Origin of the sequence: Marivirga sp., from assembly GCF_035704835.1 — a bacterium.
Taxonomy (GTDB): domain Bacteria; phylum Bacteroidota; class Bacteroidia; order Cytophagales; family Cyclobacteriaceae; genus Marivirga.
In genome coordinates, this window is sequence record NZ_DASSWQ010000076.1 from 1 (window position 1) to 24114 (window position 24114).

At 36.1% G+C, this 24114-nt stretch carries 27 protein-coding genes; 5 read left to right on the forward strand and 22 right to left on the reverse strand.

Annotation, left to right across the window (positions count from 1 at the left end; translation table 11 throughout):
• Positions 1-399: 399 nt before the first annotated feature.
• Positions 400-1674, forward strand: coding sequence for a phage integrase SAM-like domain-containing protein (locus VFM92_RS13390; protein ID WP_325122733.1), 1275 nt, complete (start codon positions 400-402; stop codon positions 1672-1674).
• A gap of 862 nt (positions 1675-2536) precedes the next feature.
• Here VFM92_RS13390 and moaCB read toward each other — a convergent pair.
• The 15 genes from moaCB to VFM92_RS13465 form a co-directional block, all read right to left on the reverse strand.
• Positions 2537-3454: a bifunctional molybdenum cofactor biosynthesis protein MoaC/MoaB gene (moaCB, locus tag VFM92_RS13395; protein WP_325122734.1), complete on the reverse strand. Its 918-nt coding sequence runs from the start codon at positions 3452-3454 to the stop codon at positions 2537-2539.
• Between the two features lie 73 nt (positions 3455-3527).
• Complete coding sequence (locus tag VFM92_RS13400) at positions 3528-3968, reverse strand: molybdenum cofactor biosynthesis protein MoaE (RefSeq protein ID WP_325122735.1); 441 nt, start codon at positions 3966-3968, stop codon at positions 3528-3530.
• Positions 3961-5052 carry a HesA/MoeB/ThiF family protein gene (locus VFM92_RS13405; protein WP_325122736.1) on the reverse strand — a complete coding sequence of 364 codons (1092 nt, stop codon included), beginning with the start codon at positions 5050-5052 and terminating at the stop codon, positions 3961-3963. Before VFM92_RS13405 ends, VFM92_RS13400 begins: the two co-directional genes overlap by 8 nt.
• Complete coding sequence (locus VFM92_RS13410) at positions 5049-5285, reverse strand: MoaD/ThiS family protein (protein ID WP_325122737.1); 237 nt, start codon at positions 5283-5285, stop codon at positions 5049-5051. The genes VFM92_RS13405 and VFM92_RS13410 overlap by 4 nt, the downstream gene beginning before the upstream one ends.
• The gene (gene mobA, locus VFM92_RS13415; protein ID WP_325122738.1) at positions 5282-5869 is read right to left on the reverse strand and encodes a molybdenum cofactor guanylyltransferase; all 588 of its coding nucleotides are present in this window, start codon (positions 5867-5869) and stop codon (positions 5282-5284) included. The genes VFM92_RS13410 and mobA overlap by 4 nt, the downstream gene beginning before the upstream one ends.
• On the reverse strand, positions 5866-6606 hold the full coding sequence (locus VFM92_RS13420; RefSeq protein ID WP_325122739.1) for a sulfite exporter TauE/SafE family protein: 741 nt from the start codon (positions 6604-6606) through the stop codon (positions 5866-5868). The genes mobA and VFM92_RS13420 overlap by 4 nt, the downstream gene beginning before the upstream one ends.
• Before the next feature lie 5 nt (positions 6607-6611).
• Positions 6612-7793, reverse strand: coding sequence for a molybdopterin molybdotransferase MoeA (locus VFM92_RS13425; RefSeq protein ID WP_325122740.1), 1182 nt, complete (start codon positions 7791-7793; stop codon positions 6612-6614).
• Between the two features lie 130 nt (positions 7794-7923).
• The gene (moaA, locus tag VFM92_RS13430; RefSeq protein ID WP_325122741.1) at positions 7924-8904 is read right to left on the reverse strand and encodes a GTP 3',8-cyclase MoaA; all 981 of its coding nucleotides are present in this window, start codon (positions 8902-8904) and stop codon (positions 7924-7926) included.
• A 7-nt stretch (positions 8905-8911) separates the two neighbouring features.
• A complete protein-coding gene (locus VFM92_RS13435; protein ID WP_325122742.1) occupies positions 8912-9169 on the reverse strand; it encodes a hypothetical protein in 258 nt (85 codons plus the stop codon).
• A gap of 3 nt (positions 9170-9172) precedes the next feature.
• A complete protein-coding gene (locus tag VFM92_RS13440) occupies positions 9173-9691 on the reverse strand; it encodes a Rieske (2Fe-2S) protein (RefSeq protein ID WP_325122743.1) in 519 nt (172 codons plus the stop codon).
• A gap of 18 nt (positions 9692-9709) precedes the next feature.
• A complete protein-coding gene (locus VFM92_RS13445) occupies positions 9710-10279 on the reverse strand; it encodes a 4Fe-4S dicluster domain-containing protein (protein ID WP_325122744.1) in 570 nt (189 codons plus the stop codon).
• A 17-nt stretch (positions 10280-10296) separates the two neighbouring features.
• Positions 10297-12516: a molybdopterin oxidoreductase family protein gene (locus VFM92_RS13450; RefSeq protein WP_325122745.1), complete on the reverse strand. Its 2220-nt coding sequence runs from the start codon at positions 12514-12516 to the stop codon at positions 10297-10299.
• A 34-nt stretch (positions 12517-12550) separates the two neighbouring features.
• Positions 12551-13606, reverse strand: coding sequence for an MFS transporter (locus VFM92_RS13455; protein ID WP_325122746.1), 1056 nt, complete (start codon positions 13604-13606; stop codon positions 12551-12553).
• Positions 13607-13735: 129 nt separating this feature from the next.
• Positions 13736-14560, reverse strand: a complete 825-nt coding sequence (locus VFM92_RS13460; protein ID WP_325122747.1) for a formate/nitrite transporter family protein — start codon at positions 14558-14560, stop codon at positions 13736-13738.
• Between the two features lie 105 nt (positions 14561-14665).
• Positions 14666-15712, reverse strand: coding sequence for a tellurite resistance/C4-dicarboxylate transporter family protein (locus tag VFM92_RS13465; protein WP_325122748.1), 1047 nt, complete (start codon positions 15710-15712; stop codon positions 14666-14668).
• 242 nt (positions 15713-15954) lie between these two features.
• Between VFM92_RS13465 and VFM92_RS13470 the strand changes: the two genes are divergently transcribed.
• The 4 genes from VFM92_RS13470 to VFM92_RS13485 all read left to right on the forward strand — a co-directional run bounded on the left by VFM92_RS13470 (position 15955) and on the right by VFM92_RS13485 (position 19082).
• Positions 15955-17262: an MFS transporter gene (locus VFM92_RS13470; protein WP_325122749.1), complete on the forward strand. Its 1308-nt coding sequence runs from the start codon at positions 15955-15957 to the stop codon at positions 17260-17262.
• 331 nt (positions 17263-17593) lie between these two features.
• Positions 17594-17812, forward strand: coding sequence for a hypothetical protein (locus VFM92_RS13475; RefSeq protein ID WP_325122750.1), 219 nt, complete (start codon positions 17594-17596; stop codon positions 17810-17812).
• Between the two features lie 126 nt (positions 17813-17938).
• Positions 17939-18301 (forward strand): sigma-70 family RNA polymerase sigma factor, encoded by a 363-nt coding sequence (locus VFM92_RS13480; RefSeq protein WP_325122751.1) that lies wholly within the window; start codon positions 17939-17941, stop codon positions 18299-18301.
• Between the two features lie 346 nt (positions 18302-18647).
• On the forward strand, positions 18648-19082 hold the full coding sequence (locus VFM92_RS13485) for an Rrf2 family transcriptional regulator (RefSeq protein WP_325122752.1): 435 nt from the start codon (positions 18648-18650) through the stop codon (positions 19080-19082).
• A 1-nt stretch (position 19083) separates the two neighbouring features.
• On the opposite strand, the gene VFM92_RS13490 is transcribed toward VFM92_RS13485, so the two are convergent.
• Genes VFM92_RS13490 through VFM92_RS13520 form a run of 7 tightly spaced genes read right to left on the reverse strand, consistent with a single transcriptional unit; the run spans position 19084 to position 23951 of the window.
• Positions 19084-19548 (reverse strand): hemerythrin domain-containing protein, encoded by a 465-nt coding sequence (locus VFM92_RS13490; protein ID WP_325122753.1) that lies wholly within the window; start codon positions 19546-19548, stop codon positions 19084-19086.
• Between the two features lies 1 nt (position 19549).
• Positions 19550-19945 (reverse strand): group III truncated hemoglobin, encoded by a 396-nt coding sequence (locus VFM92_RS13495; protein ID WP_325122754.1) that lies wholly within the window; start codon positions 19943-19945, stop codon positions 19550-19552.
• Entirely contained in the window at positions 19945-20367 is a 423-nt protein-coding gene (locus tag VFM92_RS13500) for a cytochrome C (protein WP_325122755.1), read from the reverse strand. The genes VFM92_RS13495 and VFM92_RS13500 overlap by 1 nt, the downstream gene beginning before the upstream one ends.
• Positions 20357-20653 (reverse strand): hypothetical protein, encoded by a 297-nt coding sequence (locus VFM92_RS13505; protein WP_325122756.1) that lies wholly within the window; start codon positions 20651-20653, stop codon positions 20357-20359. Before VFM92_RS13505 ends, VFM92_RS13500 begins: the two co-directional genes overlap by 11 nt.
• Positions 20650-21672, reverse strand: coding sequence for a cbb3-type cytochrome c oxidase subunit II (locus tag VFM92_RS13510; protein ID WP_325122757.1), 1023 nt, complete (start codon positions 21670-21672; stop codon positions 20650-20652). Before VFM92_RS13510 ends, VFM92_RS13505 begins: the two co-directional genes overlap by 4 nt.
• Before the next feature lie 12 nt (positions 21673-21684).
• Positions 21685-23463 (reverse strand): cbb3-type cytochrome c oxidase subunit I, encoded by a 1779-nt coding sequence (locus VFM92_RS13515; protein ID WP_325122758.1) that lies wholly within the window; start codon positions 23461-23463, stop codon positions 21685-21687.
• Positions 23464-23516: 53 nt separating this feature from the next.
• Entirely contained in the window at positions 23517-23951 is a 435-nt protein-coding gene (locus tag VFM92_RS13520; RefSeq protein WP_325122759.1) for an Rrf2 family transcriptional regulator, read from the reverse strand.
• Between the last annotated feature and the right edge of the window lie 163 nt (positions 23952-24114).

Sequence of the window (24114 nt, forward strand, 5' to 3'; positions counted from 1 at the left end):
CTTAAACCGCTCCGCCCCCTTTCTCTATCATCTCCTTTCAACCTTCTCCTCTACGCCTTTCGCGTTTGCGGAGTGCAAAGGTAAACCCTTTTTCTTAGCATACAATAAAAGAAATAGAAATAAATTGAAGGAAATTTTCAAAATTTTGATTCTTAACTCTTTACTATTTTCAAGATGTTAGAATCTTTATTTTTCAGAAATAAAAACCTCCACAAGGGAGGCTTTTGTACCTTGGACCGGGGTAACACCTAAATATTAATAAACACTTATAAATACCTATAAAAACGTAAAAAAACTGTTATGGCTATTTTCAAAACTATAAAAAACTTACAAATACATCTAAAAACTTGACTTATAATAGGACCCTTACTACTTTTAAGTTCATTAAACTTAAAAAGTATGCCTGCATTTAAAGCTATTATAAGGGAGAATAAAGCAAATAAAAATGGTGAATGTGTTATTTACATAAGGTACGGACACTTTCAGAAATCAGTAGATTTTTCTACTGGAACTAAAATTCTACCTGAACACTGGAACAAGAAAAAACAGAGAGTGAATTCCACTGGAGGAATTAAAAAAACAAAACGGAATGAAGAACTGGTTTATAATAGTAAGAAATCCGACAACAGTGTGAATTCAATTATTGACACCATGATATCAAATCTGAAGAAAATTGTTCATGATTTAGTCCAAAAGAATATTGAGCCAGAAATTCATCTAGTAAAAGAGCAATATTTGAATGATAAGGAACCAAAAGCAAAAACAGTACAGGAAGACAGAGTAGTTGAGCTTTTTCAAACTTTTATTAACAATTCTAATAAGAGTAAAAGAACCATACTCAATTATGGCACAGCACTATATCACTTAAAAGCGTTCGAAGAATATACAAACCAGACCTTGACGTTGGAAATGATTGATATGCAATTTCTTGATGATTTCTTTAGGTTCCTCCATGTTGAAATAGAGAAGTCAGATAAAACTAAAGGCTTAGCTATAAATACTGTAGGTTCTACAATTAAAAATCTAAAAGTCTTTCTTACTTACTTGGAATCGCGAGGATATGATAATTTAACAATTATTCCGAAAATTAAAGTTCCAAAGGAAGAGACTCCAATTTATTTTTTAACTGAAGATGAAATAGAACAACTTCACAACTGTGAGTTTGAAACTGATCGTTTAAACAGGGTTAGAGACTTATTCATTTTTAATTGCTACGCAGGTCTAAGATTCTCTGATCTATCCAGGCTTTCAAAAGATCACATTATTGATGATGTAATTGAGTTAAGAGCCTTTAAAAACCAAAAGGATATTTATAATCCATTGACTCCTGTTTCAACAGCTATTTTAAAAAAATATAATTACGAACTCCCGAAACTGTCAGCTCAAAAGTATAATAAGTTTATAAAGGAGGCTTGTGCAATCGCTAAAATCAATCAAAAAGTAGAAAAAACGACAACGGTATTAGGAAATAAGAAGACCGAGTGGGTTCCAAAACATGATATTGTAAGTAGCCATATCGCTATAAAAACATTCATTACTTTATGTGAAAAGAAAGGAATACCTCCAAAAGACGTAGCAACAATGACCGGTAAGACTGTCAAAGTTATTTTAAAACATTATTCCGGAACTGACAAACCTAGCATTAAACAGCGAGCCTTGGCAGCTTTCCAATAAGAATTATTTCTTTTTAAAACCTAAAGATTTTATTCAAAGATAGCGAGAATTAATGTTTTCAATCACAACCCTACTGTTGAAGGGTTTTTATATATGTCAATTAATCACTGCGGAATTGCTTTCGAAAAAAAACTATTTTCCATTTATTCTCAAAGAGCATCCTATTTATAGAAAACCTCCCTAACTGAGGAAGATGTTAGCTGGCCTAAATTAGGGGAAGCTTACAATATTACTAATATTCCAAATATTAACAGTATTCCTAGTATTACTCATATCTGCTTACAGGTATCTCAAGTAGACCTATAGTATCCTATTAACTAAAGGGAGGACATTTCTCCAATTTTGTGAGACAGCTCACATAGCACACAAGCTTCTACTTTTAGCGTCTCCAGCATACATTCCTTCAAAACATCTCATTAAAAACACCTGAAGGGAGTCGTACTACACGTAATAAATAATTGATTATTAAACAGTTATAATAAACATATAACCAATTGGTAAGTAATGTGGTAAGTGCATTGAGGTGTTTTGTTTCCCTTTTCATTTTCATGGATTGGTATAAAAAATCGTACCGTCCGGCCAAGTTGTCTCGATTGTTTCATTCGTCTCATTTTCTTCAAGATGGAAAAGTCTGAATCTCTTAAAATATAGTTTTCTCTTTATACAGCTTCAATTTTGAAAAAGGATCTGAAAACACATTCAGCAGTAGTTTTAAGTCATTCCAAAAGGTGAGAAGGTTCATTGTTTTTGGAAAATGCAAATACCTTTTCAGATACAGTAATTCATTGTTGAAAAAAGGATAGAATAGTTGCTTTTAAGTTTTAGTATAGTGGGGAACAATTATTATTCGTCCACTTAAAAATCAATCATCATGACGAAAGGCAGCCATTACTCTAAAAACATGAAGAACAGCAGGAAAGACAGCATCTAAAGATTCCTTGGCACCATTGGTAGAACCAGGCAAAGCTAAAACTAATGTTTCACCAATCAGACCGGCTACAGAACGGGAGAGCATGGAGTAGGGTGTACGATTTTGTCCATAACTTCGTATTGCCTCTTCTATTCCAGGAATATTTCTGTCTAAAAGAGGTTTTATAGCTTCAGGCGTAATGTCTCGTGGAGATAAGCCTGTTCCGCCTGTAAAAATCACCATTTTAACACCTTCTTTAGCGTATTTTTGTACCTTTTGCTGTATAATATCTTTTTCATCAGGAATGATAATGTAGTCAGCTAGCTGTACTTTATGAGACTCTAATTTTTCAATGATGGCTTTGCCTGCTCTATCTTCCTTTTCACCTGCTGAAATAGAATCTGAGCAAACGATGACTGCGGCACTAATATCATGATTCTTCACCACTTTGAGGTAATCGGTTTTGCCACCTTTCTTCTCAATTAGTCTGATTTTTTCAATACTTATCCCTTTATCGAGTGGCTTCAGCATATCATACATGGTTAATGCCACAACTGATGCTGCATGCATTGCTTCCACTTCCACACCGGTTTTGTAGATAGTATGTACTTCCAATTCTATATGGATTTCCAAGCCTTGAATATTGTATCTGACCTCTGTAAATTCCACTGGCAGAGGATGGCAATCTGGAATCATATCAGCGGTGCGCTTGGCAGCAAACAGACCGGCCGTTTTTGCCATTTCAAAAACATCTCCCTTTGGCACCTTTTTTTGTTCTATAGCCTCAATTGTTTCTTTAGAACTGACTTTAACTATAGCTCCTGCTATGGCTTTACGTAAGGTATTATTTTTATGGGTGATGTTGATCATGCTTCTTTGGTTTGTATGCTAAACTACTATTAGTTTACGGCTTATTTTATAAAAATAGATGAGGCAATATTGCTTACTTATTCACCTTCCAAACTTCTTTATTGTTATCCACGAGCTCTTTACCCCAGATCGGCAATTCTTTTTTGATGCGTTCTACCAATTCCTCGCAGGCATCAATTGCAGGTTTCCTGTGTTTAGATGAGGTAAATACAAACAAACAAATTTCGCCTACTTTCACTTCGCCTAGGCTATGATAAATATGCATACAGCTAAGCAGATATTTTTCAAAAATCTCCTCACGGATTTCATTCATTTTTTCCAAAGCCATTTCTTCATAAGCTGTATAGGTGATGGCTGTAACGAAGCCTTCTTCTTTTTCATCTTTTCGTACTTGCCCTAAAAAAATACTATGTCCACCTATACGCGTTTTAGTCTGATGATTAGCAATAGATTTTGCTATTTTCTCAGGACCGATCGGTCCTTCTATGAATATATTTTTTGATTTTTTATCCATGATTTTCTTTATTCACAGGAGATTCTTCACTTAAAATTCCTCCCTTGATTGAATAAATATTTTTTCCGCTATTGCTTGTCAGTTTGGAAGCAAAATTACTGCTTCTGGCCCCAGATTGACAAAATAATATAATGTTTTCTGCTGAAGCAATCTCTTCACATTCGATATTAATAACTGAAAGAGGCATTTTCAAATACTCATGACCAGATAATTTTGGTGCTTCCTCTTCTTCCCTTAAGTCTATTAAAATGCTATTACTTGCTTTTGAAATCGTCAGCGCTTTTCCCCAGGAAATTTCATTGACTAGATGACAATTAATTTCATATTCCCACTGCTTAAATTCCTGTATGCTTTTCGGTGTCTTATTGGATAGTACAGCCTGTTTTTCAATATTCATCTTAAATGAATTGTAGTTGCGCAAATCGTAAAAAAGCACCTGTCCACTTAAGCGTGAACCTAGTCCGCTCAAAATCATGATCACTTCAGCGGCCTGCATAGTGCCAATGATACCGGGAAGCACCCCTAAAACACCTGATTCATTGCAATTGGGTATTTCATTTGCTGCAGGTGGATCTGGATAGAGATCACGATAATTGACCTGATGTTCTCCTTCCATCAGCACCATCAACTGCCCCTCATATTGGTAAATGGCTCCCAAAACCAATGGCTTTTTTAATAATTGGCATGCATCATTCAGCATATAGCGTGTCCCAAAATTATCGGATCCATCAAGGACTATATCATAATTCTCAATGGTTTCAATAGCATTTTGGGTTGTTAAAAACTCAGGATAAATATCCACTTTCAGATCCGAGTATTGCGCGTTCAGTTTTTTTGCTGCAATCTCTGCTTTTTTGAGGCCTGTATCACTTTCTCCAAACAGAATTTGACGGTTAAGATTGCTTTCAGAAACGAGGTCTCCATCAATAATGCCGATTCTACCCACACCTGCGGCAGCTAAATACTGCAAAGCAGGACAACCCAATCCGCCTGCACCCACCACCAGCACACTGGAAGACTGCAGTTTCTGTTGAGCTTTCTGCCCAAACCCTTTCAAAACTATTTGTCTATCAAAACGGCTCATCCTCCTGAAAATGGTGGTAATAATGCTACTTCTTTGGTATTGGCCAAATCCATGTTTCCGTGGATATGTTTTTGGTCTACTGCCACAGTGAATTTCAAATCTTTTATAGCCGGATAGGTCTCTTTCAACTGTTTTAACAATTGCTCCACATCGGAAACGTTTTTCACTGCAGTTTCAACGGTCTCCATCTTTTCAGCCACTATCCCGAAAGCCTTTATATTAATATTATTCATTTGAGTAATTTCGCTATTTTCTCTAACTCTTCCTTGGTATTTATATTGGCAAACGCCAATATATTCTGCGTCTTAAGTTTATCCAAATTTACCACTTTTGAATGGCTGTTTGCAATCAAATCCAGCATTTTAAGCTTGTCATTTTTGATATTACTTTCAACTTTAGTCCTGAGAAATTTGTGATATAAAGCCAGGAGAGGGTTGATCCTGCCATCAATTTCCGCCACAATAACTTCATGACCACCTGCTTGGTCCATCAGCATATAATATGCTTCTACAGGGACAAAAGGCATATCACAACTTTGTAGCAGCACATAATCTGCACTGCTATTTAGAAAAACGGTATGCAAACCACCCATAGGTCCTTTATCCCGAATTGTATCAGGGATTACCTTCTCCACGAATTTTTCATAACGGGAATCATGGGCAATAATCGTAATCGGAATATCCAAAAGCCTCAGTGTTTCCAGTGTATAATGTAAGATCGATTTTCCAGCAAGAGAAGCCAGTCCTTTATCCTCACCCATTCTGCTGCTTTTTCCACCTGCAAGCAGAAAAATCTCAATTTCGGGCTGAATAGTCATGAGAGAATTAATTTAATTGAAGCAAAGGTCAAGACACTAATAAGCAATCCTCGGATGACCAAAAGATTAAATCGTTGCGCACCGAAATAGGCACCTAAAGCCCCTGCAATAATGGTAATCGGCATTAAAGTCCATAATTCAGAGCTGATATCAGTTTGGAAACCATTTGCACCAATAAAACCTGCAATGGAATTGATAAAGATAAACAGGGCAGAAATAGCTGCAGTTTCTTTGATATTTGTCCAGCCTAGCAGCAGTAAAACAGGCGATAATATTATTCCACCCCCTATACCTATAAGACCGGAAAAGAACCCAATGGTCAAGCCTAAAATTGCGGGCAAATAAGCATTTCTCTCTACTATAGGATTTGTGTTTTGAGGGAATACATTTAAAAATCTAAAAATCGGAAATATCAGAATTACTCCCAGCAGATTTTTGTATAGAGATGATTCGATTAAAATGGTACCACCTAAAAAGGCTGCCGGAACTGAAAAAAGCAGTAATTGAACAGCTAATCTGGTGGGTACTTTAACTGTTTTTCTGAACTGGTAAAAAGCTAAGAATGATACAGCTATATTCATCAACAAGGCTGTAGGCCTGATCTGCTCGGGAGCTAGCCCCAATAACGCTAAAATCATTAGATAACTACTTGCTCCTCCATGCCCCACGGAAGCATACAGAAATGCTATGATAGGCAAGGCAATGTAAAGTAATAACCATAGATTTTCCGTGATCATAATTTCTAAAGATTATATACCGATACTTTATATTTTTCCGGAAAATAGTCAAGCTCTTCTTCGAGTTCTACCAAACAGTTGGCCTCTGCAAAGGGCAAGAGATTAAAAGATTGTTGTCCTTCCAATATTGATACTTTCTTCCCGTCATGAAAGGCTTTTTTGAAGAAAGTGAAGCCTTGCTTCTTTTTAACTTCTGCTGTCAAGGGCAGGATCAAATCTGGTTGCCAAACATTTTCATAGCCCATCCAAAATCTGATGCAGGGATGCACATACTGGTAAAAGCAACTCAGGACTGAAGCTGGATTTCCCGGCAATGCAAACACTCTTTTGTTGGCTTTTTTACCGGAATACATGGGTTTGCCAGGACGTTGCTTAATTTTATAGAACAGTTCTTCAACTCCAGCATCTTCTAAACAAACCTTTACAAAATCGTAATCACCAACAGAAATACCACCACTTAAAATTATGATATCATACTTTTTTAAAGATTCATCAATGCTTTGCTGCAATGCTTGCTGATCATCTTCGGCTCTTAGTGCCACAATGTTTTCAATTCCTACCTGCCTCAGGCTCGCTTCAAGCAATGGCCCGTTACTATTATAAATTTCTCCTTCGGCCAAAGGTTCACCAACTTCTTTCAGTTCATTGCCTGTAACTATAAAAGCCACCTCTGGTGGGCTAAAGATATTCACCTCCTTTATGCCCACAGAAGCTATTAAAGCAATTGCTCCCGGGGTCACTTTACTTCCTTTTGAAAGAATTTTTGTACCTTTTTTGCATTGAGATCCTTTCAAACGAACATTTGCACCTTTTTCAATACTGTTTTGCAGATAATGTACACTATTATTTTCAGCATCTTTTTCTATTAATTCCTGAGGAATAACGGTATCAGCTCCTGCCGGCATTTTAGCACCCGTGAAAATACGAGCAGCCTCATTCGCTGCTATTTTAGGCGTTTGTATATCTCCAGCCTGAATTGTAGAAATGACCTTCCAGCTATTTTGAGTCCCATCAAAACTCATGGCATATCCATCCATGGCTGAATTATTGAATGAAGGAACATCTATAAGAGAATAAAGGTCTTCCGCTAAAATATAATTCAGGCTTTTCAGTAAAGAAACAGTCTTTTTCCGCCCCCTGATGGCACTTTTATCTAGCTTCTTCTTAGCTTCGTTAACTGATATCATATTTCTTTGGAACTAAATTTAATGCCGAGTCTTACTACTTATGAATATTCAGTAATTTATTTTTTTAATCTTTCGATTTGACAGAATACTATGAGTACAGCTTATTACAATTCGTTACAAGCAGGGTAAATCATCCGCCAATATTGATCATACTCCTGTTTTCTAAATCAGCAGCATCTGCTTCTTTATAAGTATTTTTAAATTGACCACCCATTACGGCATGCTTTCGGCTAACGGATTTTTCAATTAAAGGCTCTAGTGCTTCATCATTCCTAAGCGCACCTAAAAGGTCTGTTTCTTCTTTACCAAATAAGCAATTCTTCATTTTGCCATCAGCGGTGATCCTCATCCTATTGCAGTCGCCACAAAAATGCTCGCTCATGGTGGTGATAAATGCAAAAGTGCCTTCATGTCCAATGGCTTTGTATTTTTTTGCCGTGGCATGTGGTTCATCTTTTAATTTTACAATATCGTACTCTTGCTCCACCCAATTTACCATCGTATCGGCTGTAATTACTTTATTGCTGCTCCAATGATTCCCTTCAAATGGCATGAATTCAATAAATCGGACATGTAAAGGCATGTCTTTGGTCAATTCAATAAAATCTAAAATTTCTTTTTCAATAATTCCTGAAATGGCTACTGCATTAATCTTCACACGCAAGCCTTTTTCAAGCATTAGTAGTATGTTGTTCCAGACTTGCTGAAACTGGTTTCTTTTTGTTACTTTTTGGAAAGTTTCAGGATTTAAAGTGTCCAAACTGATATTGACACTTCTTACGCCTGCAGCAATAAGTTCATCGATATATTTGTGAATTAAAACGGCATTGGTTGTAATGCTTATCTCAACAGGTAAATCACTCAGTATCTTTAAAATCTGTGCAAATTCTTTCCGAACTAATGGCTCTCCACCAGTCAGGCGGATTTTATTTACCCCCATACCCACAAACACTTTGGCAATTTTCTCAATTTCTTCCGTCTGCATCAGATGTTTATTAGGAAGACACTGAATGTCTTCGTCAGGCATACAGTACTGGCATCTGAAATTGCAACTATCAGTAAGAGAAATTCTCAAGTAATCATGAACACGTTGGTGTTTGTCAATTAGCATAAAGCTTTTATTTTTTCTTATTTTTTTCTTCTATCGGATCGGGCAAATAGCGGAGCACCCAAAAAGATGCGATGGCCAAAATACCTGAACCAATAAAAGTAGTTAATGCAAAATTAAAGTTCTCCTGCAATGCATTATTAAGTGCCCCGAACAGAAACCAAATCTGAATACTAACAAACAAGATCAATGTTAAAATGATCCCTGCCATAATATTGTTGGTCTTATTAGGGTGCGCTTCGTTTTGTGATCTTTTATAGTCGCTCATAATCTAAACAGTTTGTTCCTTTTCTGAAGCCTTTACAAATATTTTACCTTCTTTTCTAACCACTGTCAACTGAGGTAATGCCCGTGGCGGTGGTCCCTGAATAACATCTCCGGTATCAGCATTAAAGTATCCTTTATGACAAGGGCATTCAATTTGATTGATGTCAGCTCTATAACGAACAGCGCATGCCAGATGTGTACACTTTTGCTCAAATGAACGCCATTTATTATCCTCCAAATGGATTAAAATATATGGCACCGTTGCGCTTCCTTCAATATTAAACTGAAACATTTCACCCACGGGAACATCGGCTTCATTACACACAAAATGTTCTCCTTTCAGATTCTCTTCTGGAAAAAATAAGGACTTGATTACTATAGCACCGTTTCCTACTGCAAGGGCCCCTGAAAACAAACCCAAATACTTAGCGAATTCTCTTCGACTTACATGGGTTGCTTTCTTTTTTTCAATGGGAAAATCACTCTTCCAATTAGGTGTTTTATCAGATTTATCGTCTTTCATTACTAAAAACTGTTACAATTATTCAACAACAAGTTTGTGAGTGCCTTTAGGCATCATAATATTCACTTTGGTATTCACAGTTTCGTTTCCGAACTGAAAGCTATTTACCGCTACACTATCTGGGCGTTTTTTCGCTATTTCTTCTTTTGTACCATAAAACAAAGCCTGACTTGGACAAACAGTGGCGCACATTGGTTTTTTACCAGCACTTGTTCTGTCGTAGCACATATTACATTTCATCATTAACTCTGCCTTTTCCTCTTTCTTTGGTACACCAAAAGGACAAGCCAAAACACAGTTAGAGCAACCAATGCATCTTGAAGTTTCGGCTGTTTGTACCACGCCAAAATCATCTTTATGTATTGCATCGGCCGGACATACATTAGCGCACGCTGGATCTTCGCAGTGCATGCAAACTTGTACAGTTGTTTGAGGACTTACGGCACGATCCACATAATGAATATGAATCATACTTTCCTGGCCGTTGGTTTCACATTCTGCACAAGCTACTTCGCAGGCATGGCAGCCAATACAGCGTTGCATATCCACAAAAAAGCCCATTTCCTGATCATAATTAGTCTCTACCATAGTTTCTTTATTTTAATTTATAATTGACTTTGATAAGCCGTTTCAGTTAATTTCTCACTTCCTTTTTCGCCTGTTATTTCGAGTTTACAAGAACATACTTTGAATTCCGGAATCTTTGAAACAGGATCCAATGTTCCTATTGTTAATTGATTTGCTGAATGTTTTCCTCCCCAGTGATAAGGAATAAAAACAGTATCTTCTCTTATGGTTTCCACCAAATGAGCCGGAAATTCAGCTTGGCCTCGTCTGGTTGACACTTTCACGAGATCTCTGTCTTTAATATTATATTTTGCTGCCAAAACAGGGTGTATTTCTAGCAAAGGTTCAGGATACTGATCCACTAGTTTTCCAATTCTGCGGGTTTGTGTACCACTTAAATATTGAGAAACCACTCTACCTGTGGTAAGCACTATAGGATATTCTTCATCTGTTATTTCTGAAGGATCTCTATAAGTTACAGGATTAAAGTGGGCTTTGCCATCAGGAGTTTTAAATTTCCTGTCTTCCCATAAACGTGGAGTACCAGGATGGTCTTCCGAAGGACAAGGCCAGAAAATGCCCATATTATCCTCTATTTTTTTATAGGTTATTCCGTAATAATCAGCTGTACCTCCTTTGGATGCAACTCTTAATTCATTGAAGATATCTTCGCTCTTAGCATAATTGAATTTATCTCCAGCTCCTAATCTGTTAGCCAGATCCATAATAATATCGCTGTCTTTTCGTGCTCCTTCCGGTGGAGTGACAGCCTGGTTGATCTTGACCACTCGACCTTCAGCAGTTGTTACAGTACCTTCTTCCTCTTCATGTAGTGAGCCGGCCAAAACAACATCAGCATGTCTGGCTGTTTCGCATAAAAAGAAATCTATGCACACATAATATTCAAGTTTTTCGAGCGCCTCCCTCACATAATTATTATTCGGCAATGAAACTAAAGGATTGAAACAAATCGAAATAAGTCCTTTAATCTCGCCCCTGTGAATAGCGTCAATAATTTCATAAGCAGTAAGTCCTTTACCGGGCATTTCTTTTTCATCAATACCCCAAACATCTGCTATGTATTTTCTATGTTCTGGATTGGTAATATCTCGGTTTCCAGGAAGCTGATCGCACTTATGTCCGTGCTCACGACCTCCTTGTCCATTACCCTGACCGGTTATAGTACCATAGCCACAGTAAGGCTTGCCAATCCTACCAGTAGCCAACACTAAATTAATGCAGGCGGAAACATTCTCTACACCTTTGGACTGGTGCTCAATGCCGCGGGCATGCATTAAATAACTGGTTTTAGCTTTTCCCCATAAGGTGGCAGCCTGCAGTATTTTTTCTTTTGATATACCTGTTGTTTTTTCTGCCCAATCCAAATCGCAATCTTTGACTGCATCAATTGTGTCCTGAAATCCACTGGTGTGATTGTCTATAAACTCATGGTCGAGCCAATCATTATCTACTAATATCTTCAGCATTGCAGCATATAGAGCAGAATCACCACCCGGTTTGATTGGCAAATGTAAATCAGCTGTACGTGCAATAGGTGTCATTCGGGGATCTATAACAATCAATTTTGCACCATTATCACGTGCTTCCCAAATATAATGCGTTAATGTAGGGAAAGTTTCGCTTACGTTTGCTCCGGTAATGATGATGACTTCGGCATGTTTTAAATCTGCCCAGCTATTAGAGGATCTGTCCAGACCAAAAGCTTTTTTATTTCCAGCACCGGCACTCACCATGCAAAGGCGTCCGTTATAATCCAGATTAGCAGTTTTTAAAGCTACCCGGGCAAATTTCCCCATCATATAGCTTTTTTCATTTGTGAGAGATACCCCAGACAGCACAGCAAAAGCATCATTGCCGTAATCTTTTTGTATTCTTTTAATTTCGCTAGTGGTTCTATCCATGGCTTTATCCCAACTTATGGGTTCAAAGCCTTTACCTTCTACACGTTGTAGGGGGCTCAGTAATCTGTCAGGATGGTTGTTTTGCAAGTAGCGCTGTACACCCTTTGGACAAAGGCGACCTTCGTTGAAAGGAAATTCCATCCAGGGCTCAAAACCTGTTACTTTATTGTCTTTCACCTTTAGTTGAATACCGCACTGCATGCCACAGAAGCAGCAATGTGTTTTTACTAATTTATCGGGTTCAAAATTCCCTTTAAACCCATCTTTAGGAGTGTATCCTTTATGGGGGCCGAAGTCGTTAATTATTTTATCTGTAGAAACAGGTAATTTAGCCATGTTTTTCTAATTATAAATTTATAATGATTGATGTTTATCCAAAGAATTTACCACTTTCCTGACGTGCTTTTAAGTGTGCTTTAGCCAGTGCAGACCTTTTGCCTTCCGGACTTAAATCCAAATGGTTGGTTCCATCACTTTTATTAAAATCAAAACCCAATCTTTCAGTTAAAACTTTTAGATCATTTATATGCATTTGAGTAGCAAATTCTTCTTTTGTATGAGCACATGTAGCCATTCCTCTTCGTTTACCTTCCTCTCGGTACAAATTGGCTCCCAATTGACCCAATCTTTGAAAAATATGGAAAAACTTGCCGAAAGGAAGCCACACCAGCCATAGAATAACCACCACGGCATGAGTAACCGCCATAAATTGATAGGTTTTACCTTGTAAGAAGGTGTAATCGTAAGAAATGCCGAGCCCAGTAACAGATATGGCTATTAATAGAATCAAGGGCAAAAGATCGTCTGTGAAGCTTTGGGTGGCAATCATTCCCCCATTGGTCATCCTTCTTTTCATCATCATTACTGCTCCTATTATTACAAATATTGAGCACCACACAAGACCATGAAAGGCCACAAAAGCCTGTACTGAGCCTAAAGCAAAAGTGCCGGCCTCAAAGCCAAAGACTTTTGCATAGTAGGTGACATCATCTCCTGGTTTCAACTCAAAGTGAATCCAGCCAAAGGTTAAGGGAATTGTAATCGCAAATGCCAATAAACAACCAGAGGCTAGCAAAAAGTGACCTATCCACCTTGTTCTGCTTCGGTAAGCAATAAATCGCTGAAAAAGAATGTTTCTAAAGAAGAGCTTAACTGAACGAAGGAAGTAAGGAATAAAATCTTTACTAAACAGAAAAGACATGCTTCTTCTCCAGTACAAACGAGTAGGAGGTCTCTGTAGCCAGACAGAATATCTGTATGCAATCCCAAAAACCGCAAAAATAGTTCCTAGCAAATAAGACACCAAGGCTGGGTCAAAATTCTGAAGATCTCTCGAACCAATTAAAACAAAAGCCACTACAGCAATGACTGCAATTGAAGCTTTGATAAGGGCAAGTCTGTTTAAGGTTTTGAAAAGTTTAAGCATAGCGTCAATTTAATAAATTAATGGGTGGTTTTAAATTTTGGAAATCTTTCATTGATAAATTTATAATGATTTTAAATAGCTATCATTGTAAGGTTAATATTTATCAAATATTTCAAGATTCAGGTGCAATCATGATTTTCTCTCCTGATTATGCATGAGTTGAGGCTCATCATGGTTCCTGTACAGATAATATAAACTAAGCCCCGTCATTAAAAAGCCCCCCAATAAGTTTCCAAGGGTTGCTGGAATTTGATTCCACAGCCACCAATCTGAAATGCTGATGGGTGCCTTGAATAAAATTGCAGTAGGCAAAACGAACATATTGACTACGCAGTGCTCAAGTCCCAGCGTAAAAAACGTGAATATTGGCAACCATATCGCTATAATTTTACCAATTGTAGAAGATGACACAAATGCCATTACAACACCCATTGTTACCATCCAATTACACAAAAAGGCTTTTACAAATGCAATGAACCAACCTGTCGTGCCTAGTTTCTTATAAACCAACGATTTTTGAGTAGCAACTTCTATGGTTTTACCGATCAGTGGATGTTCAAAATTGGTACCTCCTTTGGTGAGGTAGAAATAAAATAAGAAAGCAAAAAATAAACTACCTATTAAATTACCTGCAAAAGCATATCCCCAGTTTCGAACTAACTGACTACCATAGATTTTCTTCTTAAGTAAGCTCATGGGCAGGGTGGCAAAATTGCCTGTCACCAACTCAAAGCCTAAGAGCGTAATAATAACGAAACCGACAGGAAAAGCTAAAGCACCAGCATAGCCTTTTCCTGTTTCTATGTTGATTGTAAAGGCAAGGATTGTAGAAATAACTAAAAGAGCTCCCGACAATATGCCTTTTAGCAGTATCTCTCTCTTTTTTAAATTAGATTTGCTTACACCTAATTCGATCAGTTGGCGGATGACTTCATTGGGTTTTACATTATCCATTTGTAGATGTTTTTTGCGATTAGAAAAATTTATTATGCTTTTAAATACTGTAAGTTTTATGATTCAGCTTAGTCTTTCATGAAATTCATAGTTAGAATCCTTTATTTATTGTTTACTAGTTTTAAATATTCTTGCTAGAAAACCTATCATTACTGCAACCCAAGCGAAAATCGCGATATAAATAAAATATTCAGGTATTACTTTTAAGAATGACAATCCTGTTGCTTCGCTTAATCTGAAAGTACAGACCGTGTACATACCCAGGGGGAAGACCATGCCCCAATAAGTTAGATTATAACCTTTTGAAGTAACTGGGGTAGGAACCTTCATCTTTAGATGTCGCCATGCGCCTAATATTAATAGTAAAGGAATCCACCAGGTTCCTCCTGCCCAATAGAAAAGAGTGAATCCTTTTATGAAAGGCAATATTTCAGTTAAAAAGGGCATTTTATCTGCCGTAAGTATAAGCATACTGCCTGCCAATGTAGTAATAGCGGTAGCCCCCATATTAATCCAGTACGGAGCTCCTAATTCTCCTGCTTTAAGTTGAAAAAATGACAGTCGATATACAATCAAGGACATAAAATACAAATAGAGCAGTGCACCAGAGAAAAACAGGCAAAGAGAAATGAATAAAATAATTTCCTGATTAAAGCCAAAAGAACCTGATACCGCAGTAAATAATATAGAGATAGCTTGAGTAGCCACAATTATAATAAGCCAGGTGCCATTAAGACCTACCTCTACTCGTTCTTTTTTTTCATTTACCGTCAAATAATAAAAAAATCCATAAGTGATAAATAGCCAGGCTATAATAGAAATTACCAAGAGGATTAAAACAAAGAAATTTACAGAATACAACAATAAGATTTGATTTGCTATTATAGCAGTACCTGCAATGAAAGTAAAAAAACCTGGTCCTTTTTGGTAAGACCGTAAATCTGCTAGCAATAAGCTATTGTATAAAAGCAGTCGTAAAACAAATCCAAAGAAAAGAAAAATATAAAAGACAGCATTTAGCCAGAAAAGAATCTTTGCCAATAGAGTAAAGCCTAATAGTAAAGAGGCAATTGACATTATGCCTGTTGCCATTACTAAAGCAAAATAAGATGGCAACTGGTTTTTTATTGAATCATTTATTTTCGCAATCATATCATTGAATTATTATTGCTAAGGTATATATTCAATAATAAGTAAAACATGATAAAAGTCATGCTTTCTACTGATAAATCTTTAATAGGAAATTGAAAGCTCATAGGACTCGAAAAATCAAATAATTTTTCGAACTGCGTTCATTTTCTTTTCATCATTTTCTTAACTATTCAATCAAATTTAATGTTGTGGGGGCATTTTTTTATTTGTTACTTGCTTTCTTCTCAGATTAAAAGAATTCAATGAATGAAAAAATAAAGAAAAAATATGGTTTAGTCGGATCTCCTAGTTTAGGTTTATGGACTTCAACTTTGGGTCTTTTTGCCGGATTAACAACCATAGTATTATATGGAGTAGCCGGTGCAGAATTTAAAAAATCTCTTGGGCTCTCCGGTGCAATGCTTGGAGTATTATTATCTTCCCCACATCTAAGCAAAGCTATTTTGAGAATACCTTTTGGCGCATGGGTTGATGAAGTTGGTGGTAAAAAACCTTTTTTAATTCTTCTAGGATGTAGCATACTTGGGTTAACGGGAATTACGACAGTACTATACCTTTATTATCCTTCTGAATTTGATTCACGTCTTTTTCCGTTATTACTTTTTTTCGGAGTGTTAGGCGGTGCTGGAGGAGCTACCTTTACAGTGGGTGCGCCTAAAACATCTTACTGGTTTCCTAAAAAGCGCCAGGGATATGCGTTGGGAGTTTATGCGGGGTTAGGAAATATTGGTCCTGGGGTTATCAACTATATAATTCCTGTATTGATCGGGGTAATTGGTTTAACTGCGGCCTACTTTAGTTGGTTGCTTTTTTTAGTTTTTGCTACGCTCTTGTATGCTTATTTTGCAATGGATGCTTATTATTTTCAATTGATAAATAATGGCGAAACAGATGAAAACGCAAAAAGCATAGGAAATGACTTAGGTCAGGATGTCTTTCCTTCGGGAAGTACTCGTGATTCACTCAAAAAATCTGCGAACAACTATCGCACATGGATATTAGTATTTCTCTATACCATTTCTTTCGGGGGTGGATTTACAGCACTTACGGCTTGGTTTCCAACTTATTGGATTTTATTTCATGGAATGGAAATTGTGGGTGCTGGTCTAGTAGCTGCGATATTCACCGTTTATGGCTCTCTTATACGAGTCCCAGGAGGTAAATTCACTGATAAATTTGGTGGGGAGATCGTAGCTGCATTTAGTTTTGGTATTATGGCTTTAGGTGCATTGATATTGACGCTATCTACATCTTTCCTCTTTTCATTTATTGGAATGATGATTATTGGTACAGGAATGGGTATTGCCAATGCGGCTGTTTTTGGCTTAGTACCAAAATATGTTCCTGAAGCTGTCGGTGGAGCTTCTGGTTGGATTGGAGGAATTGGCGGTGCGGGAACGCTAATAATTATACCCCTTTTAGGTCTATTTGTGGATTCCTATGGTCAAATTGGGTATGCTAGAGGATTCATAGTTTTCATAATTTTAAGCATTGTTTGTGTGATAATTTCACTTGCGTTAAAAGCGCATAACAAAAAAATGAACTTCTAGACCGAATAAAATTGGGGGTTTGATAGTTTTTTCAAACTGTAAAAAACAATTAAAAAATAAATTGTTAAAATCTAGCTTTATTACCTGAAAGTAAGAATTTATAAATTTCTAAGCATAAAATTTTAGGCCTTTGATTGTTCCTTCAATGCAGTCCATTTTCCAAGACTTATGACTTAAAAGCTTTTGCTTTAATTTCAAGTTGCCACTATTAATCAATAATTCAGTTAGGGTAATTTGTAAAACAATTTATAATGAATACAGTCTGTACATAAAATTTTGCAATTAATTTGTCATAACGGATTACAGCTTTGTAGTCTTAGATAAATATCACATGCTTTCAGATGAACAAATCATTCAGAAAATTTTGTCTGGAGAAAGAAAGCTTTTCGAAGTTTTAATGAGAAGATATAATCAGCAATTATTCCGTATCCAACGAGCTTACATAAAAGAAGAGGAAAATTTAAGAGAGGTATTACAAACCACTTACATAAAAGTCTATACCAAATACATACCTTTAAGAAAAAGTCATGCTTCTCTACATGGCTGGTAAGAATAGCTATCAATGAGGCACTGCTATATCTAAAAAGAAACAGAAAATATACTTCTGTTTTTGGAAGTATGGAATATTCAATAGCAAATAACCATCAGACTAAAAGTCCTGAAGATGCATTGATATATGATGAAACAAAAAAAAATGGAGCTAGAAAATGCCGTAGACCTTTTACCTGTGGAATACAGAACAGTGTTTATCATGAGGGCTGTCGAGAATTTGAGCACCAAAGAAGTTTCTGAATATTTAGGGATTTCGGAATCTAGTGTTAAAATTAGACTGAAACGAGCCAAACAGAAACTTAAAAATTATTTGATGAGTGAAAAAGAATATTCTTCGGTCTATATTTTCTTGAGGGGAAGATGTGATAAGATTGTAATTTCAGTTATGACTTCAATTACAAATATCAAGATTATTAAAGCAAATAAATCAGCAGCATTCATTACTTTTGATATCCCTTCAAACATCTTTTCATTAAGATTCTGGTAATTGTAAATATTTTAGGACTAAATTATCTTATTATAATTCCAAGTATTATCTTTAGTTGTATTCCAAATTATGGTTATGAGAAAGGTTATATAGAGTTAAATTTAGATCCTAATTTAAAAAAGGTGTTGAGAAAAACAGTTTAAGATAGAGACAATACATATTTTGAATGGATTATTTACAAACAGCAGAGATTTAATTACCCTATCATAATTCAAATTTAGATATTTGTAAGTGACCTGATGCTTTTGCCGAGTTTAAGGCAGACAAAATCAGCAATTTGTTTTGCAAGCTATGCGTACGAGAATGAAAATTCCGTAAATTATTTTCACAATCTTAAATATATATTATGTTTTCAAAAACTTGCAAATATGCTATAAAGGGCACAATTTACATTGCCAGTAAAAGTAAAGAAGGCACTTATGTTGGCTTAAAAGATGTTGCTAATAATATTGACTCACCCGAAGCATTTACTGCTAAAATTCTACAAAAATTAGTAAAGGATAATTTAGTTTCCTCGATTAAAGGGCGAAACGGAGGATTTAGCCTTAGCAATGAACAGAAAGAAAAAGTTTATTTAATAGATGTAGTGCGTTGCATTGACGGCCCTCAAACTTATGAAGGTTGTGGATTGGGTTTAAGCCAGTGCTCGGAAGAAAAACCCTGCCCAATACATTTTGAATTTAAAGAGGTAAGAACAAAACTAAAGCACATGTTGGAAAACACTAATATGGTGATTTTACTGGAAAAACTTGAAAGAGGTGAGACTTTTCTAAGGTTATAACTTATTCCCAAAAAACATCCTTGGTATTTTCTTTAAATTCACCTGAAGCATGGTGGAGTTCAATGGCTTTTAATTCACCTTCAGAGGCAACAAGCTGAACTTTCTGGAAAAGCACTCGCTCCTCAAAGCGGATATGTTTTTCCAATTCTTCTTCGATTAAGCTTAATGATTTTAATGGTTCTTCTTTGTTTTCGAAAAGGCGTTTAAGTCTTCTATGTTCTGATAAAGCTTGTTTCACCAACTCATCATCATTACCCAGAACAGGGAAAATATATTTTTCTTCCAACTCAAAATGGGGCAAAACATGCTTTTGATAAAACCAATCAGTATATTTTTTTACTCGATCTACAGAAATATCATTTTTAAATGCAGTCCTGATTTTCCAGCATAGCAACAAGGAATGATGATGGTCCCTACTCACTGGTTTCATCTCTTCTTTTCTTTTGATTGGTGTTCTCTTTTCCATACTATTGAATCGGTTTTTCGTTGGAATTTCTATAATACTGAATTTTATAATTAAACATTTCGGCCATTTTACCAGCTCGCCATTTTGCTTCATCGGCTACTTCACCCGAAAACAGTTCATCTACAGTTTCTGTAAAAAGCATAATCCATCGTTTGAAATGCTCTGAATCTACAGGCATATTTGCATGTGGAGCGAATGGGCTGCCATAATAGGTGTGTTCTTCTAATAAAACGGTTTGCCAAAATCGATACATTTTCTCCAAGTGTTGGGGCCATTGATCTTTAATTCTTTCGTTAAATATATCTTTAAGTATATCATCTTGCCTTACTTTTCCATAAAAAGTATCGACCAGCAATTTGATGTCTTCTATATTTTCAATTTTTCTTGAAGTTTCCATTAAAAAAATGAGTTATATAGATCTGAATCCCAATACATAATCAGATAAAATAAGGCAAAACCAATAAATCCTATAAGAATTGCCCAAACCCAGGCTGGAATGGCCTTAGGTGTTTCAGAGCCCTTTATCACAAACTCATCATTGGTTTCACTTCCATAGGCATTTATGGTGATGGAAGTGGTACTATCGATAATTTCATTGTTTTTAAGACCAATTACAGATATTTCTGGTCCGTTTTTTACCACAAATGGGATTTCCTTTATCCCCTCTACACCACTAGATGATTTGGCAACAATTCTAAGTTTGTGCTTACCATCGGTTATTTTTGTAGTATCTAAATCAAATTTTACTGGAGGTTTGAAAGAACCAAAAGGTTCTTTTTCTTCGTCCAGATAAACTTTTACTATTCTTTTATCTTCCATCTGAATTAAGGTTATCGATTACAATATTTTTAATATGCGATTTTGAATTTTCTTTAGGTTTGATTAAGTATTTCAAGCTGTAAACCAAAGTAAATCCAACAATTATAACAGCACCCCAGGTAATAATGTAATCCCAAATGGCTGTAGGCCCTTCTCCGTGTGTAATATTTTCTAAGCCTGCAGGCTGATTTTCTGCGCAAACATCACAAGCCAATGCAGTGCTAGTTTTTAAGAATAAAATAAAAACTATTGCCAATAATTTGGTCAGTCCTGTTTTCATTTTCATAGTTCTTTGTTTTTTGCTTCTTCCATCACCATTTCTCTTATCTTCTTCACTTCTTCTTCAGATACTCTAGCAGCACTATTGCCCCATGCGTTTCTTTCGTGGCTGGCAATTGCCGCAATCTCTGCATCTGAAAGTTGAGTAGCAAAACCAGGCATTTGACCATAATCGCTTCTGGCATCATATCCCTGTAAAATAATTTTAATTAGTAATTCCGGATTGTCTTTAGTGACTATTGCACTTCCTTTTAGCGGAGGAAAAGCACCTTTTAGGCCTTCTCCATTCTCTTGGTGACATGCAGAGCAAACCTGGCTATATAATAGCTTACCATCTAATCCCTTATCTTCATCTGAATTTGAAGATGAGGATGAAGATTGACTATCTTGTTTTTTAGCGGGTATAAAATCTTTAGCAGATGGTAATTCGGTTTGTTTTAATGATTGCATGTAGGCAATCAGGTTCTTTACTTTTTCAGTAGGAACAACCACCTTCCCTTTTTCTTTTAAAAATTCAGATGGTATATCTACAATCGTTTCGTCATCCTGAACCTCATCTTCATTTTTGTGTTCAAACAAATAACTATAAGCGGGCATAATGGATTCTTTTACAACAATACGAGGATTGTAAAAGTGCAGTAGATGCCAACTTGCACCTGGCTGCCTGTTCCCAATATTTGTCAAATCTGGCCCGGTTCGTTCACTTCCTAAAAGAGAGGGCGATTGTTGCCATGTATTCATTCTTTGTTTGCTGTAGTAATAATCAGAGGGCATGGATGGCCGAGAACCCCAAACATTATCCATTTCAATATTCCTTACTTGTTGTGTGTGACAAGCTACACAGCCTTCAGAAATATATACTTGTAGCCCCTTAATTGCTTCTTCACTTAATTCCTCTTGTTGGGGGAGTGGTTCCACATCTTGCATTTGATAAGAAGGTACTATCGCAATGATTGTACTTAGAAATACAAACACTAATAGTGCTGTTATTACCAATTTCCTATGATCTTTATGAAAATTAAACATATTAAGTCTAGTTTATCCTTTTAAGTTTATAACTCTACTATTACTTCTGGCCATTATATAGAAGTTGTAGGCAAATATGATATGTGACAGAAACATTAGCGTACCTCCAATTGCCCTCCAAACCCAATAAGGTTTCATCAGAATTACAGATTGAATAAATGATTCTCCCTCAATCCAACTTAAGCCTTTTAACGTACCACCAGCCATCAAAGAAATCATGTAAGCAAATAAACCTATGAAGGCAAACCAAAAATGAGCACCCACCAATATCTGAGGCGGTTCATTGCCTGTGACTTTCGGAACTATGGCATAAATTGATGCCCAGAGGAAAAAAGCAATAATGCCGTACATGGTCATGTGCGAGTGGGCCACATTAAAATCAGTGAAATGCCAAACAAAATTAGTAAACCTAAATGCCTGAAAACTACCCTGAGTAGAGCCTACAAAATAGAACACCACGCCTACTAAGAAAAAAGGAAGTACATAACTTTTTGAGATCTGCGCCCAAGAACCTTTCATGGTAAGAAGGAAATTGGTAGTACCTGCCAAAACAGGAATGAACATACCCGCACTGAAGACTATGGCAACTGTTTGTAGCCACCATGGTAAAGGGCTAAAGACAAAATGGTGAGTACCGATTAAGGTATAAAATAGCATTTGAGTCCAAAAAGCAAGAACACCTAGAGAATAAGAATAAATCGGTTTGTTTAATGCCGCAGGGAGATAATAATAGACCAAGCCTAAGGTGAAAGTCATAAACCACATTCCTACACCTTGATGCATATAATATCCTTGAGTCACTGTTTCCCCCAAACCATCTTGATAGAAAGGTAAATACCCAATAATAGCCAAGACTATTGTCCAAATTAGTGAAGCCAAAATAAACCAATTGGATATATAAATTTCTGATATTTTTCTATTGGCTACTGTTTTATAAAAATTGAAAAAAGTGATCACTAAACCAATTGCAAACAACAACATAACTGGCCATACATATTCTCGGTATTCTCCGCCACCATTGTTTATGCCTGTCATTAATAATATGTTACCAATAATTACACATAAATTGATGAGTATAAAAGCTGCATAAGCGAGATTAATACTGTGTATTTTGGTATTTGATGTCCTAGCAATTACGAAGTATCCTAGACCAATCATGGTAAGAGATGTCCAACCCCAAAATACGGTGTTGGTGTGAACTGGACGTAGTCTCCCAAATGATAACCAAGCCACTGATTCCATATCTGGCCAAATAAATTTCATGCCCAGATATTGCCCGATCATTGTACCAAAAATCAACCAGAAAATCCCAGCTCCTAAATAGTACAACATCACTTTTTTCAGCTCATTTGGAGTCTCTAAACTTAATGTGGTCTTTTTCTTTTCTTCAAAAAATAGATTTTCGGGATCATCATAAATCCTTTTGATTAAAGCACGCTTATCGGAAACACTCATTTCAGATCCCAATTCATCTCCCTTTAAAATATTTCGGATTGCTGATTTACGTTCATGAAGTATTTTATCTATCTCCGGCTCGTCTAAATTTTTTAACTCTTTTAAAATTCGCTTTCGCTCAATTGCCTTATCCTTCTTTTTAAATCGATTTACAAATCCATTAACTCTACTGATAAGAATAATAATGGCTAAAATCAATACTACGATAATTAAAAATATAGTCCCTATAATGCCAGGGCTAAAATACCAGTCCTCTGTACTGACCGATTCTTGCTGAGCTAACATTAGCAAGGGTGAGAAAAACAAACTTAAAAACAGCAATATACTTTTCTTCATTATATTAAATTTTATATTTAAGACATACTTATCGTAAATAGATTTAAATTTTTTTACCGCATCAAAAATGTTAATTTTTCATGCAATCCTTCAGTTAATTCTTTCAATGTGGTGCTGGACAACATATAATCAATTTCCGCTCTGACTTTGGCAAACTTGTGATGAACTGGGCATGAATGACTTGCTGAACATTCTTTTAGGCCCAATCCACAACCCTTATAAATTTTATCACCATCTATCACTTCGACAATATCTTTAAGAAAGATTTTATCTAAACGGTGAGGTTCAATATAGAAGCCACCTTTAGGACCAGTTATAGAAGATACAATCTTATTTCTAACCAACAGCCCTAAAATTTTTGCAGTAAATGCCACCGGAGAATCAATTTTTTCAGCAATATCTCCAATCTTAACACGATCAGTCTTTTTAGATTGTGTCGCTATGAAAATTACTGCCCTGATACCGTATTCACAAGATTTAGAAAACATTGACCTATTGCATTTGAGGCAAAGGTAAACCATAAATTTAATTTAAGACAATTTTATCGTTAATTAATTTTGTTTTTTTATGACATAAATCATAAAATTTAAAATCAGGAAATATATTATAGATATAAGTTGCAGTAATATGCTTAGAAACAAAGACTATAAA